This is a genomic window from Furfurilactobacillus milii, assembly GCF_009863985.1.
Classification (GTDB): Bacteria; Bacillota; Bacilli; order Lactobacillales; family Lactobacillaceae; genus Furfurilactobacillus; species Furfurilactobacillus milii_A.
Genome location: NZ_WEZT01000005.1, coordinates 323,447 through 339,916 on the forward strand (window position 1 = coordinate 323,447; position 16,470 = coordinate 339,916).

Here is a 16,470-nt window from a genome sequence, read left to right on the forward strand (position 1 = left end):
ACGAATTTCATTATACCGGCGCATTAATACAATGTCAACGTAAAATCCTTGACAGCCAAATGATTCTATTTGGTACGTATTCGGATCGGGTCATGACGAAAGTCCTGCGACTGCCCCGTTAACATTTCGTATAGCATACCGGCACGATAGTCTAAATTTAGCGTCGTTTTTTTTAAGTTCTGGTCAAACCTAGTAACGACGGGTAGTCCAAACGTTTTTTTATGTGCGTTTAAATACTGTTGACCAGCTGATGTAAAGCCAAGTAACCGCAAGTAGTCTGTTTGACCAGGTGTCATTTCGTTATCAAGCGCGTGAACTAAAGCATACAAACAGACACGTTGTAATCGTGAATACGTATATCGTTTTGTCTTAATAGCGACTAAGAAATCATCCCAGTGCGACTGCGTTTCTGCAGCTTCCTTCAAACGATAATCTAAGCCTTCAGACATCTGATAAATTTGGTGCAAAGACGCCGTTGGCATCATCAATAAAGTATGCCGTAACAACGCCCACATCTTGGGTGACCACCCCTTCAATGGCGTCAAATGGCGAATATCAGCAAACGTCTCAGCCGGCACATTTGCTGCCACATTAACACCACGCTGATGACCGAGAACGGTCTGTCTGATGGCAGTTGCACTCGAATAGCCCCGTGGATTCATTTGGTCATCATGGTACTCACTGCCAACCCTTGCCACCGGCATCAACTTCAATGGTGACGACAACTTTGCGTTCGCAACGGCGTAACCATAGCCAAGAATATCGTTGGGTTGGTCCAAACGAAATCCGGTTTGTGACTCTAATTGCGCGTTAAATAACGTGGCATAGGTTTCATTAAACGTCTTAAACGCCTGCGAATCATTGACTGTCGCATGAGCCAACGCTGCAAAGTCCGTTTGCTCATGTTCGGCGCCAAAAACTAGCGTCGGTACTTGCATGGCAGATAACAATGACAAGGCCCCTTGTGCGAACAAGTGGGCCGGCTGAACAGCCCAGTGAAATGGCAACTCTACTACGAGATCAGCCCCATTGTGAAGTGCCTCTGACGCTCGCTGCCACTTATTGAATATGGCTGCTTCACCACGTTGAACAAAATTGCCGCTCATGACAGCGATAACGACATCAGCACCTGTAACCGCTCGTGCTTGCTGCAAATGATATCGATGACCGTTATGAAATGGATTATACTCCGCCACAACACCTACTGCCTGCATAATGTCATCCTTCCCGTCGACAGTCAAAGAACCAACGTGTTGTATCTGCCTTTGGCTCTGCTTTCCCAAAGTCGGCAAACACCTGAACCTGATTAAAGCCTGCCTGTGTCAATAATCGTTGATATGTTGCCAGTGGATACGTTCTTTCCACATGCAGTTCAGCGTGGTGGTCATAACCCTTAATTGAGTCATTCCAAATGAAAAAATTCAAATCGTGCTCAACCTGGTGTTCAGCATCGCCTTCATAACTGGTCCACATGAACGCACGATGATCATCGTGAAAATTGTACATATATCCGGGATAGACGTCATCTGTTTGATGCGGTGTAATGACGTCAAACAGATAATGACCATTGGCAGTCAAATGTGCGGCGGCCTCGCGAAACGCCTCCGCCATCTCCTCTTCATTGGGCAAATAGCAAAGAGAATCGTCAAAACAAGTAATTGTATTATACATTTCAAGATCGCCTAATGCAGTCATATCCCCCTGAATCAACGGCAATTCAACACCAACTGTCTGCGCCTTGCTTGCAGCAATGCTCAACATCTCTGGCGCTAGATCCAGACCGGTCACTTGGTATCCAGACTGAATCATCTTAATCGCTAACCGACCAGTACCGCATGCTAAGTCCAGCACGCTGTCAGTCTTCGCGACTCCTCGAGAGCGCACAAAACCCAGCCATGAGTCATACATAGCTGGGTCAAACAGTTCATCATAAAAATCGGCAAACTGTCCGTAAATCATGCTGTTTCGCCCAACCAATCTGTTAGGTTAACCATCGGCGCATCTGACCATAATTTTTCTAAATCATAGTAATGACGCTGTTCTTCTTGGAAAATGTGAACAACAATGTCACCAAAATCTAGCAGAACCCAAGTGCCTTCTGCCTTACCTTCAACCCGTCGAACCGTTACACCGGCCTCACCTTCAGCATCCAAAATAGCCTGAGTAATCGCCTGAACTTGACGCTTAGAACCACCATTCATAATGGCAAAATAATCGGCCACTAAGCTAACCTGCTCAACATCTAACGCCACAATATCCTCAGCACGTTTAGCATCTCCGGCCTTAACAGCCACTTCCAACATTTGTTTACTCTCCAAAATAGTTCCTCATTTCACTTAATTGATTAATAGTTATATTTCATTTGCTTCTGAGCGACCCAACGATTAAACGTTAATAAGGTTGCCGGATAAATCGGCGCATTCTTTTCAGCTAAATACAGCATTGTGTGCTTCGTCTGAAAAGCAACCCCAGCACGCAGATCTTTGTGGGTTATCTGTCTAGCCTCATCAACACCATCAAAATTACGCTCGGGTTCAATGTAATCCGCCATATAAACAACTTGAGCCAACGATGACATTTCCACAGCGCCCGTGGTGTGATAACGGACAGCGTTTAAAATGTCTTCATCATCAATGCCGAGCTCATCACGAATAAATTCTGCGCCCACAATACCATGCCAAATGGCGTTGCCCCAATTCAGGAGATCTGGATCCATTTGATGTTTTTTAATCATGCCGATGAACGCTTCATCGCTACGCTCCTTAGCATAATCATGGATCAAACCAGCAATACTAGCCTTTTCCAAATCAACACCATTCTCTTCAGCTAACTGAATTGCAGTCTGTTCTACGCGTAAACAATGATTGAACCGTTTGTCACGCAACTGTTGATGAACTGCTTCAGCCAATTCATCACGTGTGCCGTTATAAAGATGCTGCTGATAACGCATTGTCTTACTCATGATACAACTGATGCTCCTTAATGTATGCTTCAACTGCCTCTGGAACTAAGTAGTGAATCGATTGCCCGCGTTTGACACGATCACGAATCATTGAACTACTGATGTCAATTGTCGGCACATCAACCCAAATAACAGGATATGGCGTTTGTTTCTTATAGCCAGCTCGACCAACACCAACAAACGTTACTATTTTTGCCAACTCGTCGATACGATGCCATTTCGGCAGATAGGCCACTTCATCCCCACCAATAATAAAGTAATACTCAGTTTTAGGATGACGCGTCTTCAAATCCACCATCGTGTCATACGTGTAGCTTTTGCCGCCACGTTGAATTTCACTCATCTCTAAGTCAAACAACGGATTTCCGAAAATAGCACGGCGAACCATTCTTGCACGTAGCAAAGGATCAATTGCAAGTTTAGGATCAATATGCGGAGGCTGAGCGTTGGGCATAAAAAGAACCTTATTTAATCCCAATTGCTTACCCACCTGATCCGCAATAATAAGATGACCTAAGTGTGGCGGATTAAAAGTCCCACCCAAAATGCCTACCCGTTGTTTAGGCATTTCTGTGACCATTTCCGTCATCACTTGAGTGCCCGTCTGTTTAGTCGTTAACGTCGATGTAATCATTGTCCATCCCTACTTATTTCACGTGTTTACCCTAACACTAAACCAATGCTGCAACCTTTTTAGATAACCGTTGATTATCTGGATCCGTTGCAGGCATAAACAATACCAGCGTATGACCGATTGTTTGGACCACAGTAATCCGCGGATTTTTTTCAATAAAGGTCTTTGCCTCTGCGACGGTTGCATCTGCACTTTGTAACAAATTTACCTTTATCAGTTCACGTTTCTCCAAGGCACCAGTTAATTGGTCTAACCACGTTGCTGTCAAGCCGTTCTTTCCCACTGAAAACAGTGGACGTAGTGAATGTGCTTCAGAACGTAAAAAATGTTTTTGTTTACCCTTTAAATCCATATAATATCTCTCCCGTTTTAAATCATTGCGCGTCTTAGCAAGACGTTAACGCCTTTTGGCGCCCAGCCAGCAATCGTTACATTGGCAGGAACTGTTACCCAGCCCAATCCTTCAATAACGAGATCACTTTTCTCCGTTGTGCGAAATTCGTGTCTTGTCAATTCAGGTAGATCTGCCAACTCTTCCTGGGAAGGTGGTGTGAGTATCTCACCAGCGTGATCACGATAAAAATCATCCGCGTGTGCCAATTTTGTTCGATGGATCATTAGATTGTTCTCAAAATAGGCACTAACACCGGTTGTTCGACTGTCTGTTGTTGCAGACAATAAATCGAACCTCGCTACTGCACCCATGAACAACGTTTGTTCACCTTGTAGCTGATAAACACGTGGCTTGATTTCCTTTTGTGGCGCAACATACTTTAAAGCCCCTGCACTTAGAAAATGAGCCATCTGTTCAGGATGAATAATTCCTGGTGTGTCAACTAAAACATGATCTTCTCCAAGTGGAATTTCAATCTTGTCTAACGTCGTCCCAGGGAAACGTGAGGTTGTGATCAGATCAGCAACACCAGAGTTTTGTTTTAAAATCTGATTAATCAATGTTGACTTACCAACGTTGGTAACACCCACAACATAAACGTCACGATCACCGCGATATTTATCAATCAATGCCAACAGATCATCCACATCGTGGCCATTCTTTGCGCTCAACAATGTGGTTGCCAGTGGTCGCAATCCGTTGGCATTAGCTTGTTGACGTACCCAATCAGTCAGTTTACTTCGTTTGAGCGAACGTGGTAAAACATCTTCTTTATTACCAACTAGTAGGATCGGATTATCACCAACAAAACGATGTAATCCAGGGATCATACTGCCGTTAAAGTCAAAAATATCAACGACATAGACGATTAGGGCGTTAGCATCCCGAATCTGAGCTAATAACCGTCTAAAATCGTCATCCGTTAATGACACTGGTACGATTTCGTTGTAATGACGCAAACGAAAACAACGCTGGCAATATAATTCACCGTTTTCAAGACCTTTTTTTAAGGCCGATTGTGGTGTATAGCCAACGGCCGTAGAATCTGTCGTTTGAATCTTAGCCCCACAGCCAATGCAATACAGTGGCTCTGCCGTTTCATTCGTTACTGCTTCACTCATCGTAAGTCCTCCTGCCATGTCATCGTCGGATAAACACGGCGTAATCGTTGCATCACAAAACGCTCAAAAAAGCGGTTAATCCGTGTATCCCACTTGTCCGTTTCGATCAACGGCTTCACTAAAATACTACGCACATGCGCGTTATTTGCCGCCCACATGTCTGTCATTAACTGATCACCAACCATCACAACTTCACTATTGCTCAATGAGAGCCGCCGTTGTGCTTGACGAATACCGCGCGTTAAAGGTTTTAGTGAACGTGAAACGAATTCAAGTCCTAATGGCGTGACTGCTCGCGACACACGGGCAGCATTGTTATTTGAAACGACTACAATGCGAATATCATTTGCATGCATCGTTTGGATCCACCGTCGTAACTGCGGCGTTCCATCCGGATTATTCCAAGCAATCAACGTATTATCTAAGTCTGTCAAAATAACACGAATGCCCGCTGCCTTTAATTGTTCAGGCGAAACATTATATATTGCTGAAATCATCCAAGTTGGTTTGAAGTTGGCGATCATTTAAAGCTCCTTGCTGCTGACTATTTTTTAGCACAAAATTATCTAAATCATTATACCAGAAAGCACTTAAAAATGCTTATTCCACCGGTTTCGAATCACGTAAACGATTTACCACCGCCTGCATATCCTCAGGTAATGGCGCAGTGTAGGTCTGTCGCTTTTGCGTGACAGGATCTGTAAATGATAATTGCCATGCATGCAATGCCTGTCGTTGCATTAACCTAAGCGATCCACCATATAAACGATCACCGAGTAGCGGATGACCGATGCTCTGCATGTGCACTCTAATCTGGTGAGTCCGTCCTGTTTTTAAATTTAATTCAACTAATGCGATATTTTCAAACTGTTCTAACACTTTATATTCAGTAATTGCAGATTGTCCGTTTGAAGTTATCGCTCTAGCAACCTGTCCATCCACTCGTCCAATTGGACTGTCAATAACACCGTGATCGTTCTCAAATCTTCCTTCCACCAGTGCGAGGTATGTTTTTCGCATTGTGTGCTGATCTACTTGAGGGGCAATCATTCCCTGAACAATACCATTACGTGCCACCAACATGATGCCACTTGTATCGCGATCTAGACGAGTGATTAAATGTGGCACTAAATTATCGGCATTATTGGCCACGAGCCAGCCTTTGATGCGATTGACCATCGTTGTTTGCTGATCGCTCGGTCCAGGAACAGCGTTAACACCTGCATTTTTATTAACTACCAGCCAATTTTCATCGGCCATCAAAACATCGATTGGTTCCTCATCGACAGTAACGTTCCCATCACTAGGCTCGTTGGGCAACGACAACGTGACAACATCACCAATTGCAACTGCCTGATCTGGCTGAGTGATTTGTTGATTCAACGCTATCTTGCCTCCAAGATGCCGCTGACGAGTCCATAAATTATGGCTGATGCCTTGTGTAAACAAAAATTGTTTGACGCTGACATAAGTTGCGGTTGAACGCCAACTAAATTTCAATGTTTTGCTAACCCACTTTCTGGTGTATTTCTACTATTATATATCACAAGTTTAATAATAATATTTGATCAAAAGCACAATAAAGCCATCTAACTACGGCTTCGAAACTGGATTTTTAACATACTCGGCTATTGCTGGCAGATTACGGTATGCTCCGTTTAAATCCATGCCAAAACCGACCAACCACACGTTAGGAACCGTCAGGCCAAGATAATCAATGTGAACTGGCGTCACGCGTGTCATTGGTTTGTCAGCCATAACTGCTATCTCAACACTTTTAGCACCTTGAGCCAATAACCAACGTTTTAGAAAAAACAAGGTATTGCCCGTATCAATAATTTCGTCCAATAAAATAATATGACGACCCGTAATCGAAATGGTCGGCTCCTGAAGCATTACCGGCTCGCTCTGCTGTTCGCCAGTATAGCTGGTAACAGAGACAAAATCGAGATCAGAGGGAATCGACAACCGTTGACTGACAGCAATTGTCCACTGAGCAGCGCCTTTCATCACACCGATAAGTAGTGGATTTGTTGCCTTATTTTTTTCACTGATCTGTTTAGCAACAGCAGACGCCATCACCTCAATTTGATCAGGTGTCGCAAAAATTTGACCAATATGGTCATCGAGTAGCGTTTTCAGAGATTCGTTGTTCACAATTAGATCCTTTCTGAGTGTCTCACTCGTTACAAAGACTGTTCAATATTCAATTGCGGTGACGATATCGTAACCCGAATTCTCTACGGGCACAAGTCAAACCAGTAATAACTAAAACAAAAAAGTCTGACAGGAAATTTCTTCCTGTCAGACTTCAATAGTCGCCTGCCCCAAAAACGATTAATTCACCAACGTTTTTAAAATCGAAACCGGTGACTGCTACGTACTGTCAAGGATGTACCATTATCCCCGCATCGTAGCCCAATTTTAAGCTGTTCTCGTTGAGTTGGTCATGTTTTCATGTCCTAGATAATGCAGACGGTAGTTAGCCTGCCGTGTGGCATTAATACGATCCAACGCTAACTTAGCGGTGTCATATGAAACGTGGTCAAGAATTGAAACCCATTGTCTCCCGTGGCGAACTTCAACATTCCATTCTCCACGTGTTTGCATTTTATAAGTTTTCATAGGTGACCTCTTTTCTGCGCTCTCAAAACAATTATCGACGCCAGTTCGCCAACAGTGAGAACTCCTGTTTCTTTACTGGAATATTCAGTCTAAACATTTTCAGAACAAAGTAAAGCAAAACGCTCACTGCCTGTAGCTAGCAGACGAGTGAGCGTTTTCAATGAATAAATTCAACTTTTGAGTGGCGCTAGTCCGAAATTACGGATTATTCACCGTAACTTTCAGTATCCTCATCACTAAAAGCATTCACAATCCTAAAATTAACATTATCATTTGCTTTTAACAATTTCGCGACTGGACACTGATTTAAAGCATCATCCAAAACTGCCTGGGCATCCTCTTGATTCTCATTTGGAAACATAATCTGAGCGTCAACGATAAACTTATATCCCATCGTATCTTTAACGATATCAACCCTTGTTCGAACCTGAGTATCCTGTGGCATGTGGCGTTGCTGCTCAACAATACGTAACGTTGCGTTAAAACAAGTGCTCAGTGCAAATCCAATAAATTGTTCTGGGTTAGTGCCCGATGCGGAGACTAAAGAGCTACTAACACCTAGTGACAAGCCTTCATTACCTTCAACAAAGCTTTGTCCAACTAGACCGTTCTCATTAACTACATGTGTGTGATAGAGTGAACCTTCAACTGCCATTGTAATGCGCCTCCTATTATTAAACATCTTTGCTTGACTACACAGCAAATCTACCGATATTCATAAGGAATCGCAATTAATCATCATTCAAAAAGTGTCAGCAGACTTTTCTTTTCAAGTGACGTTGGTAACGCTGCCTTACAATCAGAGGTTAGATGAGCAAAAATTTTGAATTCACTTTTTTAAAATCGGATTGCGATATACATCTTTTTTATTGTATATGGCATAAAGTATATCAATAATCTTATGGCACGGATTTCTAAACAGCTTTAACAATTGTCAGTAACGTCACCTTTTGAGTAAGTTTATGCCGTTTGGTGGACTTTGTCGTTTATAATTAAGTATAATTATTAGTAGACTATGATATGGAAGCTCAAACTAAACAGATAAAGTAAGGAAGTAAATCCGTTGTCAAAACAAGTCATCTCAATTATTGTTCCTTGTTACAATGAGGAACCAACAATTCCACTATTCTATCCGGCAGTTCAAAAAGTTTTTGTCAAACTACGCGAACAGTTTCCAGGCTTCGAACCTGAGTATTGGTTCATTAATGATGGATCAACGGATAACACATTAACTGAATTGCGCAAATTGCAACAACAAGATGTTGATCATGTTCATTATGTCTCGTTTTCTCGTAACTTCGGAAAAGAATCTGCACTTTATGCTGGTCTACAACATGCTACTGGTGATTTTGTTGCCGTCATGGATGTTGATTTGCAAGATCCTCCTGAATTACTCATCCAAATGGTTTCCGGCATTCAAAATGAACATTATGACATTGTCGGATCTCGTCGTGTCACACGTAAAGGCGAACCACCAATTCGCTCTTTCTTCAGTCGCGCATTCTATCGCGTCATCAATTGGATTTCCCAAACGCACATTGTTGAAGGTGCAAGAGATTATCGCCTAATGACGCGCCAAGTGGTCGATGCCATCTTATCAATGGCCGAAGTCAACCGTTTTTCTAAAGGAATTTTCAGCTGGGTTGGCTTTAAAACAAAGTACATCGAATTCGAAAACCAGGATCGAGTTGCTGGTGACACGCATTGGTCATTCTTTCAATTATTTAGCTATTCTCTAGAAGGTATCATTGATTTCTCTGATGCGCCCTTATCCATTGCTTCGTATACAGGGTTCTTATCTTTCGTGGCCGCCTTTTTCGCGCTAATCTTCATCGTAATTCGTGCACTTATTTATGGTGATCACACCGCTGGTTGGCCATCACTTGTATGTATCATCCTTTTGATCGGCGGGCTTCAATTATTCTGCCTAGGAATTTTAGGTAAGTATGTTGGTCGACTCTATTTAGAGAGCAAGCACCGTCCAATCTACATCGTTAAGGAGGAAAAGTAAGATTCCAAGTCAATATCCGCAATCGTCCAAACCTGAAATTCCTCAAACTATGAATCAGTACGGCCGTCAACGTTTTCAATACGATATGACGGCTTTTGTCGTTCCAATGATACTTGTTGGTTTAGTATTTTGGACACTAGGCATTACGCCATTCGGCAGTCATAACCTCCTAATAAGCGACATGGGGGCACAGTATGTTGCTTGGTTAACACAATTTCGACATGCAATTACGACCGGCCAATTCTCGTTTTATTCGTTTAGTCTATCTCTGGGCGATAATGCTTTTCCGTTAGTTGCCTACTACATGTTAAGCCCGTTTAATCTACTGTTGTTCTTCTTTCCGGCCAATCAAGTGCCGCTGGCAATAACTTTCATCATCTTATTAAAAGTTGGCACTATCGGCTTTAGTATGAGTTATTATTTGCGCCGCGTGTACCATAATACCAACTGGCAAAATCTTATTTTTTCAACAGTCTTTAGTCTTAGCGGTTTTGTCGCTACTTACTTTTATGACATTATGTGGTTGGACGCTCTTATTTTACTGCCGCTGGTTATTCTGGGTCTTCGCCGATTAGTTAACAACAAAGGCACGGTCCTTTACTTCTTTGCATTGTGGGCTACGATCGTCACTAACTATTATTTAGGCTACATGACTTGCCTGTTCGCGCTGACCTATTTTGTTTACTTTACATTTGATCAGCAAACAGAAAAACAATCGTGGAAACAATGGTGGCATCACAACGCTCAAGCAATCAAACGATTTTTGATTACCTCTGTCTTAAGTGGTTTAAGTACCCTATTCGTCCTGATACCTACACTATTGGGCATGCTTAAAACGAGTAAACAGAGTCTATCGTGGCAGGCCTTCCTGCCTACGCCTCAGTTCGGCTTAGATGGTTTCGCACAGCTTGGCCTAAACGCAGCCGATTATCCACAACGCCTAGAACATGATCCCAGCATCTTTGTCGGCAGTTTTGCACTGTTACTTGTACTTTTATTTTTCCTAAATAAGACCATTACCAATCATCACAAACGAACAACCGGTACTTTACTGGCCTTTCTTGGACTCAGTATGTTTTTGACACTGTTCAACACTATTTGGCACATGATGCAACAGCCGAACGGATTTCCCTTTCGTGACGCCTACTTTTTCACATTTATCGTTGTGATTAGTGCATACGAAGCGTGGCAAACAGGCGCTTTCAAACAAACCAGGTTAGTGATGCGTGCGGCGTTGATTGCGATAGTGCTGCTAGCCATCGGTTATCTGACAGCCATGATTGTGCAACCGATCGTGCGACGATGGGATGATTTGGCGAACTTTTATGTCAGTCCTAGGTACTGGTTGATTGCAACAGGATTTATTATCTGTATTGCCGCCTTACTCATCTTATATAACACCCAGCATTGGCACCGTTTAGCCCTTTCTGGTATTGTTCTTGTCACTGTATTTGAGTTGTCCGCAAACTTCTATTTCGGTCTTAAACCTGCTCAATTTGGCAATCAAACCATTTATCAAAAGAATTTCACGATTGAAAAAAACTATTTCAACAAAATCAGACGTGCTAGTCATGCCTTTTATCGAGTCGACAACAGCAACTCATTAATTAATGCTGCATTTGGAGAGACGTATAACAATTACAATGACCCGCTGCTCTTCAATAGTCATGGTATAGATTTATACAGTTCAACGTTAAATGAATCAACGCGGGTTATGTTAAATCGACTTGGTTTTTATAGTAAAAATGAGCGTCGAATCAGCTCTGAAGGTAGTACTCACCTGACCAATGCACTATTTGCAGTGAAATATCAGTTACAGATGACACCCCATGACTATGATCTTATTGTCCACGACCATGCACTGCCGCTAGGATTTGCCGTGAATGATGACTTATTGAACGTCAAACTTAAGGGTGGCGTGGCCTTAGAAAATCAAAATAACGTTTGGCAGGCCATCACCGGCCGTAACATACGTTATTTTAAATCAGTTAATGTCCGGCGCACGGGCTATGAATATAAAAACAAACAGTACCGCTACCAGTTAATCATCAGACCAACCGCCACCGGTACATTGTATGCCTATTTTCCTAATGTTAGCGTGGCAAACGCCAATATTCACGTCAACGGAACTAAGAAAACAACACGGTTAGATGTGAGCACACAAGCGGTATTATCATTAGGAAATTTCAAAAAAGGTGAACGTGTCCATATCAATTTAACTAGTAAAACGCCTCTAACACATCTTGCACAGTCGTTGCAGACACTGGACCAACAATCCTTTAATCAGTCCCTGAGTGACCTTCATAAATCGACATTCAAACTTGATCAAGACTGGCGGCCAGATCACTTGCAAGGTACGATAACAGCTACCAAGAAGAAACCCTTGTTATTCCTGAGCATTCCTAAAGACAATGGTTGGCATGCTTATGTTGATGGCAAACAGGTATCAATTGACAAAGTTGTTGGCAATCTCAGCGCTATAAAGTTGACGCCAGGCGTACATCGCATACGTTTAACCTACCGGGCGCCTGGTTTTCGTTTAGGGCTCATCATCAGCCTCGTAAGTTTTGCCAGCTACCTCTTATTCTTGTGGCTACGTTTTCGTAAAAGAAGCGCATCAGTCGAAACAATCAATTAATAGGTCAAATTCACAATAAACAACACTCATTAAAAAAACATCGCTAAGCAGACAAATTGCGTTTGCTTAGCGATGTTTTTTAACATGATTAACGTGTTGTAAGGTACGTATATGTTTGATCTTCATTTTGTTTAAACGTGAACTCATGATCACGATGATCGTTAGCGCGCCATTTCGACACTTCATAGTGCGTCGTAGTAGACATTTGCAATCTATTCACCACAGCCTCAATCAAATATTGATCATCCGTGTAGGTTCCGCGTAAAATGTTCTTCAACTCAGTTAAAAAAGTTTCTGCATTTGTAATCACGTGCAATCGCTCCTTTTTAGTCATTGGCAATAGGATACAGATTTCACACGTCAATGTCCATTAAAATTTTGATTAAATCACTCAGTTTGTCATTTTGTTGCCAAACAAAATTTCAGGGTAATATATTTAGTTCGCAAAGTAATCCTCTTCACCCCATTCATTAACTGACACTTGTTTTAAAACAAGTATTTTTACCAGCAATAAATTCAAATTTTGGCTACAATATGCCTATTAAACTTAAAAAAGATAAAGAGGCGCAAACATGAAAAACGTACGTCAGCCGATTTATGAAACCCTCCTGATTGGCACTTTATTGGCAGGTGTCGGTGGCTACCTGGACGCTTACACCTATATTCTTCACAACGAAGTGTTCGCCAGTCTTCAATCAGGGAATGTTATCTTACTGGGATTAAATTTAGCCAACGGTCATTTTGCTAAAGCAATCACATACATTATTCCAATCTTCTGCTTCACACTGGGTGCTGGGTTAGCTAACTTGGTGGAACAATTTTTTCACCGTCCCGGAGCCGTGATTTGGCAGGAGCTTAGTATCATTGCCGAATTAGTTGGTATTTTAATAATCGATCTGTTTATTGGCTTTATCCCCGGTTCATTTATCACTAGTAGTCTATCCTTATTTGCTGCCTTTCAGGTTCATACATTTCGGGTCATGAATAATCATCCGTACAATACAACCATGACCACTGGTAACTTGCGAACTGTCGGTGCAGCTTCGTTAAATTTGCTTTTCCGCCGCGGCAAACTAACCACTAACTGGCTTTTATTAAGAGATAGTTTTTGGGTGGCCGCTAGTTTTGGCATTGGCGCTTTCATTTCCACTAAACTAACAAATGCTATCGGACCGCAGGCATTGCTAGGCAGCGTCTTGATTCTAATTGTTGTACTCATTTTAATGATTTGGGATCAACGCGGTGGGACTGCATGAACGAGATTGGAACAAAACACCTCAGCTTGAATCTTAGCGCAACGGCAACAAGCCATTTTTCTTCAACTGCCAAGGTTCGCACGGATTAAAAATTTGCCACAAATGCGAGACATAACACTACGTTTTGCTCATCTAACATAAAAAATGATGTTCACGGGAGAAATCACCCATGAACATCATTTTTATGACACCTGAGAAAGCCAAATCGTGTTGTGTCTCGCTTTCTTTAAAAGATTTTCATATCTGTATATTTTGTTGGCAGATTATTAAAATCATATGTGGCAAGTCCCTGTTTAATCTTGTCCCCGGTATACATTGCCGTCAGTGAACGCACAAGCATCAGGTTAAGCTCGTTTTCTGGGTGAAATTGAACCATGATTACTGGAATGTGCCAAGCCCAGGCAGCACCTATTTCAAAAATGGTACCAGCATCAGGTTCAAGATTTTGCTCTTCATATTTATAATCTAAAATCGCAACAACGACATCGGCACGTTTGACCTGACGCATGTCGCTTGCAAAGACAGAATCTTGCCATTCAAATGAGCCAAATTCTAGACTTTCTTCTTGGTGTTCTTGTGGAATAAAAATACCATCTGCATCAATTGTTTTATTTTGACGTAATGATGTCACCACAGTATCAATACGATCCCGTTGTTCATCAGTGAAAAACGGACTAGCAAGGTAAACACGGTTTTTATACATGAAAAATCTTCCTTTCCTAAACGGCAATATTACGCTATTATACCGGATTCTGTTTGAAAATGGACGATGAAATATGAATCATTTTTATTGCTGAATTGAAAACGGCTTCATTTTTTCAGCAGCATGACTTTACCTCTGTCTCGACAATGCTATACTTTAATTGTTAACAACGTAAATAGTTAACTGTCCAACCCTGACGACATTAAAAGCTGACTAATTGTGTGGAGGGATTTTCATGGATAAAGATGAGATTATGGACAAGGCTAAAGATCTTGTGAGCGGCGGCAATATCGACGACGCAAAGTCATTTATCGAAGATCACAAGGACGACCTTGGCGACTACTATGACCAAGCTAAAGACTTGCTTGGCGGTGGCGCTTCCGGCATCATGGATAAGCTTGGCGGCTTGTTTGGTGCCAACAACGACAATTAGTTACACGTCAATTTAGAATTCGAATTGGCCTTATAAGCAAAAAATAGACCCGCTAATTACTAGATTAACAGTAATTAGCGGGTTCTTTATGCTGAATAAAAAATCAGAAAAGCAACTTGTTCAGTATTTTAAGTTAGGACCGCGGGTTAATCAGAATCGCTCGACAAGATAACATTTTGATCCGATCAAATGGAACATCCTGCTCGTTAATTAGACCATTATTAAGTGCAACCACATATTCAATGACTGGGGTATATGCATAAGACATCAGAACTTCAAAGGTCACTGGCACAAAAATTCCGTTTGCAACACCATTTTGGGTTAATTGTTGAATCGGTTCGTAACCTAAATATGACTCCTCAGCCGTAATCCCTAATTGTTTTAAAATCGGTGACTGATTAAACTCACGAATTAACAGCATATTTTCAAGATGATGTTGCGCATAGCCATATACTAATGACATAAACTTATCCAATTCAGCAGTTGGATCTCCGTTAGGATCAAATGCAGTAATGACCCTGGCAACATCCGCTTTGCGATTCAAATAGAGCGCTTTTAACATGTCGTTTTTATCTTCAAAGTAAGTATAAAGTGTTCCTGAAGCAATTCCTGCTTCTTTCGCAATTTTGCTTAGCGATACGGCAGCAATACCCTCGTTCATCATAATTTGACTCGTCGCCTGAAGAATTCGTGCTCGCTTCGTTTCATCTCTACCGCGCATTAAAACGTCTCCCCTACATGTTGTTTGATAAACTGCCAAGCCGCTTGACGTGTCTCAACCGCTTCTGGCAACTTAGGTTCCCAATTAAATCCATGCCACATTCCTTCCCGGATAACTGCAGTTACCTCGACATCAGCGTGACGCAACTTTTCGTTAAAACGAGCGACATTGCTGAGCATTATATCACGAGTGCCAGTGCTCATAAAAGTCGTGGGGAACCAGTCACCAACCTCCCCGTACATTGGAGAAACGATTGGACTCTTCGGATCATTAGCTCCAATATACGCTTTTGCCAAACGAAGCGCCATTTTGGCTGAACCAACATCACGTTTTTCGTTAAAAATCGACGAATCTCCATTACCAGAGATATCCAACGCTGGACAAAATAGTACCATTGCTGCCGGCAAACGTAGGCCTTGCGCATGAGCCTGTTCGACCACTGCCGCCGCGATGCCTGAACCTGCTGAACTCCCCATCATCACAATCGGACGATTTCCAACGGCCTCTATTAAACCGCGATAAAAACTGAGCACTTGACTAACGATTTGCGGAGCCTGTGCCTCAGGAGCTAAGTCATAATCGACCGAATAAACTGGCAACGATGTTTCGGTTGCAGCTAACAAAGCTGTTCGTTCACGGGCCGTCCCCATAATAAAACCACCGCCATGAATATTCAGAATAACTGGGCCATCTTCGTTAACACCAGCTTCGGTTATCCTGAGACCAGTAACGTCATTCAGTGCCAGTGGCGTTGTTGTTAAATTTCCATCCTTGATAAGACTCTGTTCAATAGGATCTTCACCAGACTGAAACTGTGTACGAATTCGGTTAATGAGGCGTGGCGTAATTTTAATGAACCCCGGTAAATTGAAATGGCAAATTCTATAATTAATCCGAACAAAAAAAAAAAAGGCCCAAAGCAATCTCTTACAATGATAGTAGTTAATCCCAACCAGCTATAAGGAGTGATTA

20 protein-coding genes are annotated in these 16,470 nt (G+C 42.1%); 4 read left to right on the forward strand and 16 right to left on the reverse strand.

The window, feature by feature from the left end:
- Window positions 1-65 precede the first annotated feature (65 nt).
- From GB992_RS04410 to GB992_RS04465, 12 genes are all read right to left on the reverse strand, one after another.
- The gene (locus GB992_RS04410) at window positions 66-1,214 is read right to left on the reverse strand and encodes a nucleotidyltransferase (protein ID WP_161001383.1); all 1,149 of its coding nucleotides are present in this window, start codon (window positions 1,212-1,214) and stop codon (window positions 66-68) included.
- Between the two features lie 4 nt (window positions 1,215-1,218).
- Window positions 1,219-1,959 (reverse strand): class I SAM-dependent DNA methyltransferase, encoded by a 741-nt coding sequence (locus GB992_RS04415; protein WP_161001384.1) that lies wholly within the window; start codon window positions 1,957-1,959, stop codon window positions 1,219-1,221.
- Window positions 1,956-2,318 carry a ribosome silencing factor gene (gene rsfS / locus GB992_RS04420; RefSeq protein ID WP_161001385.1) on the reverse strand — a complete coding sequence of 121 codons (363 nt, stop codon included), beginning with the start codon at window positions 2,316-2,318 and terminating at the stop codon, window positions 1,956-1,958. Before rsfS ends, GB992_RS04415 begins: the two co-directional genes overlap by 4 nt.
- 26 nt (window positions 2,319-2,344) lie before the next feature.
- Window positions 2,345-2,962: a bis(5'-nucleosyl)-tetraphosphatase (symmetrical) YqeK gene (gene yqeK / locus GB992_RS04425; RefSeq protein ID WP_161001386.1), complete on the reverse strand. Its 618-nt coding sequence runs from the start codon at window positions 2,960-2,962 to the stop codon at window positions 2,345-2,347.
- Window positions 2,955-3,596: a nicotinate-nucleotide adenylyltransferase gene (locus GB992_RS04430; RefSeq protein ID WP_161001387.1), complete on the reverse strand. Its 642-nt coding sequence runs from the start codon at window positions 3,594-3,596 to the stop codon at window positions 2,955-2,957. The genes yqeK and GB992_RS04430 overlap by 8 nt, the downstream gene beginning before the upstream one ends.
- Window positions 3,597-3,633: 37 nt before the next feature.
- Window positions 3,634-3,948, reverse strand: a complete 315-nt coding sequence (locus GB992_RS04435) for a YhbY family RNA-binding protein (RefSeq protein WP_161001388.1) — start codon at window positions 3,946-3,948, stop codon at window positions 3,634-3,636.
- Window positions 3,949-3,965: 17 nt separating this feature from the next.
- Window positions 3,966-5,111 (reverse strand): ribosome biogenesis GTPase YqeH, encoded by a 1,146-nt coding sequence (gene yqeH, locus GB992_RS04440; RefSeq protein ID WP_161001389.1) that lies wholly within the window; start codon window positions 5,109-5,111, stop codon window positions 3,966-3,968.
- On the reverse strand, window positions 5,108-5,635 hold the full coding sequence (locus GB992_RS04445; protein WP_161001390.1) for a YqeG family HAD IIIA-type phosphatase: 528 nt from the start codon (window positions 5,633-5,635) through the stop codon (window positions 5,108-5,110). Before GB992_RS04445 ends, yqeH begins: the two co-directional genes overlap by 4 nt.
- 76 nt (window positions 5,636-5,711) lie before the next feature.
- On the reverse strand, window positions 5,712-6,494 hold the full coding sequence (locus tag GB992_RS04450; protein WP_161001391.1) for an RluA family pseudouridine synthase: 783 nt from the start codon (window positions 6,492-6,494) through the stop codon (window positions 5,712-5,714).
- A gap of 210 nt (window positions 6,495-6,704) precedes the next feature.
- Window positions 6,705-7,268 (reverse strand): phosphoribosyltransferase family protein, encoded by a 564-nt coding sequence (locus GB992_RS04455; RefSeq protein ID WP_161001392.1) that lies wholly within the window; start codon window positions 7,266-7,268, stop codon window positions 6,705-6,707.
- 267 nt (window positions 7,269-7,535) lie between these two features.
- Window positions 7,536-7,736: a hypothetical protein gene (locus GB992_RS04460; protein ID WP_161001393.1), complete on the reverse strand. Its 201-nt coding sequence runs from the start codon at window positions 7,734-7,736 to the stop codon at window positions 7,536-7,538.
- Window positions 7,737-7,941: 205 nt separating this feature from the next.
- Window positions 7,942-8,391 carry an OsmC family protein gene (locus GB992_RS04465; RefSeq protein ID WP_161001394.1) on the reverse strand — a complete coding sequence of 150 codons (450 nt, stop codon included), beginning with the start codon at window positions 8,389-8,391 and terminating at the stop codon, window positions 7,942-7,944.
- A 408-nt stretch (window positions 8,392-8,799) separates the two neighbouring features.
- On the opposite strand from GB992_RS04465, the gene GB992_RS04470 reads away from it, so the two are divergent.
- Both GB992_RS04470 and GB992_RS04475 read left to right on the forward strand, forming a co-directional pair.
- Window positions 8,800-9,747 carry a glycosyltransferase family 2 protein gene (locus tag GB992_RS04470; protein ID WP_161001395.1) on the forward strand — a complete coding sequence of 316 codons (948 nt, stop codon included), beginning with the start codon at window positions 8,800-8,802 and terminating at the stop codon, window positions 9,745-9,747.
- A 49-nt stretch (window positions 9,748-9,796) separates the two neighbouring features.
- Entirely contained in the window at window positions 9,797-12,385 is a 2,589-nt protein-coding gene (locus GB992_RS04475; protein ID WP_161001396.1) for a YfhO family protein, read from the forward strand.
- 88 nt (window positions 12,386-12,473) lie between these two features.
- On the opposite strand, the gene GB992_RS04480 is transcribed toward GB992_RS04475, so the two are convergent.
- Window positions 12,474-12,695, reverse strand: coding sequence for a DUF5960 family protein (locus tag GB992_RS04480; protein WP_017261707.1), 222 nt, complete (start codon window positions 12,693-12,695; stop codon window positions 12,474-12,476).
- A gap of 262 nt (window positions 12,696-12,957) precedes the next feature.
- Between GB992_RS04480 and GB992_RS04485 the strand changes: the two genes are divergently transcribed.
- Window positions 12,958-13,641 (forward strand): YoaK family protein, encoded by a 684-nt coding sequence (locus GB992_RS04485; RefSeq protein WP_161001397.1) that lies wholly within the window; start codon window positions 12,958-12,960, stop codon window positions 13,639-13,641.
- A 226-nt stretch (window positions 13,642-13,867) separates the two neighbouring features.
- Here the strand turns inward: GB992_RS04485 and GB992_RS04490 are convergent, their stop codons facing one another.
- Complete coding sequence (locus tag GB992_RS04490) at window positions 13,868-14,344, reverse strand: nucleoside 2-deoxyribosyltransferase (protein WP_161001398.1); 477 nt, start codon at window positions 14,342-14,344, stop codon at window positions 13,868-13,870.
- A gap of 253 nt (window positions 14,345-14,597) precedes the next feature.
- Between GB992_RS04490 and GB992_RS04495 the strand changes: the two genes are divergently transcribed.
- Complete coding sequence (locus GB992_RS04495; protein ID WP_431188826.1) at window positions 14,598-14,777, forward strand: hypothetical protein; 180 nt, start codon at window positions 14,598-14,600, stop codon at window positions 14,775-14,777.
- 133 nt (window positions 14,778-14,910) lie between these two features.
- Here the strand turns inward: GB992_RS04495 and GB992_RS04500 are convergent, their stop codons facing one another.
- Both GB992_RS04500 and GB992_RS04505 read right to left on the reverse strand, forming a co-directional pair.
- Window positions 14,911-15,498 carry a TetR/AcrR family transcriptional regulator gene (locus GB992_RS04500; RefSeq protein WP_161001400.1) on the reverse strand — a complete coding sequence of 196 codons (588 nt, stop codon included), beginning with the start codon at window positions 15,496-15,498 and terminating at the stop codon, window positions 14,911-14,913.
- The gene (locus GB992_RS04505; protein ID WP_238331033.1) at window positions 15,498-16,421 is read right to left on the reverse strand and encodes an alpha/beta hydrolase fold domain-containing protein; all 924 of its coding nucleotides are present in this window, start codon (window positions 16,419-16,421) and stop codon (window positions 15,498-15,500) included. Before GB992_RS04505 ends, GB992_RS04500 begins: the two co-directional genes overlap by 1 nt.
- Window positions 16,422-16,470 lie beyond the last annotated feature (49 nt).

Coding starts and splice junctions, on each gene's coding strand:
- GB992_RS04460 (WP_161001393.1), bottom strand. CDS start 7,736: ATGAAAACTTATAAAATGCAAACACGTGGAGAATGGAATGTTGAAGTT.
- GB992_RS04415 (WP_161001384.1), bottom strand. CDS start 1,959: ATGATTTACGGACAGTTTGCCGATTTTTATGATGAACTGTTTGACCCA.
- GB992_RS04435 (WP_161001388.1), bottom strand. CDS start 3,948: ATGGATTTAAAGGGTAAACAAAAACATTTTTTACGTTCTGAAGCACAT.
- GB992_RS04500 (WP_161001400.1), bottom strand. CDS start 15,498: ATGCGCGGTAGAGATGAAACGAAGCGAGCACGAATTCTTCAGGCGACG.
- GB992_RS04490 (WP_161001398.1), bottom strand. CDS start 14,344: ATGTATAAAAACCGTGTTTACCTTGCTAGTCCGTTTTTCACTGATGAA.
- GB992_RS04495 (WP_431188826.1), top strand. CDS start 14,598: ATGGACAAGGCTAAAGATCTTGTGAGCGGCGGCAATATCGACGACGCA.
- GB992_RS04485 (WP_161001397.1), top strand. CDS start 12,958: ATGAAAAACGTACGTCAGCCGATTTATGAAACCCTCCTGATTGGCACT.
- GB992_RS04410 (WP_161001383.1), bottom strand. CDS start 1,214: ATGCAGGCAGTAGGTGTTGTGGCGGAGTATAATCCATTTCATAACGGT.
- GB992_RS04430 (WP_161001387.1), bottom strand. CDS start 3,596: ATGATTACATCGACGTTAACGACTAAACAGACGGGCACTCAAGTGATG.
- yqeH (WP_161001389.1), bottom strand. CDS start 5,111: ATGAGTGAAGCAGTAACGAATGAAACGGCAGAGCCACTGTATTGCATT.
- yqeK (WP_161001386.1), bottom strand. CDS start 2,962: ATGAGTAAGACAATGCGTTATCAGCAGCATCTTTATAACGGCACACGT.
- GB992_RS04445 (WP_161001390.1), bottom strand. CDS start 5,635: ATGATCGCCAACTTCAAACCAACTTGGATGATTTCAGCAATATATAAT.
- GB992_RS04465 (WP_161001394.1), bottom strand. CDS start 8,391: ATGGCAGTTGAAGGTTCACTCTATCACACACATGTAGTTAATGAGAAC.
- GB992_RS04475 (WP_161001396.1), top strand. CDS start 9,797: ATGAATCAGTACGGCCGTCAACGTTTTCAATACGATATGACGGCTTTT.